1 protein-coding gene is annotated in these 505 nt (G+C 62.2%); it reads left to right on the plus strand.

All coding sequences use genetic code 11. The annotated features are described in order from the left end of the window. On the plus strand, positions 1-505 hold a 505-nt coding region (locus E6R62_RS40200), incomplete at both ends, for a hypothetical protein (RefSeq protein WP_206309065.1).

Consider the following 505-nt stretch of genomic DNA (forward strand, 5'->3'; position numbering starts at 1 on the left):
CGCACGGTACAGGCGGCTCTTATCTCGGGCACTATGACACCGCCATTGCGCTGGCCGAAGCGGGCTTCGTGGTGGCCGCGGTCACGCATACGGGAGACAACTATGCCGACCAGAGTCGCAGCCTGTTCATCCTCGAACGTCCGCGACATATCAGTCGCGTGATTGACTACATGCTGTCGGGCTGGAGCGGGCATGTGCAACTCGACGCGCAGAAGATCGGTATGTTCGGTTTTTCTGCGGGAGGATTCACGACGCTGGTCAGCATCGGCGGGCGGCCTGATATGGTGAAGATCGCACCGTTTTGCGCGGCGCACACCGCGGACTTCGCCTGTCAGTTGATTGCGCGCAATCGCGGTGTGGTCAGCACGGTAGCTGCCGCTGTACCCGCCAAAGACGGCACGAAGGACGATCGCATCAAAGCCGCCGTGGTTGCCGCACCCGCCATCGGTTTCACATTCTCTCCCGACGGACTGCGGGAGGTCACCATGCCGGTGCAGCTATGGCG

The sequence above is a fragment of the Streptomyces sp. A1136 genome (assembly GCF_004795055.1).
GTDB lineage: Bacteria > Actinomycetota > Actinomycetes > Streptomycetales > Streptomycetaceae > Streptomyces.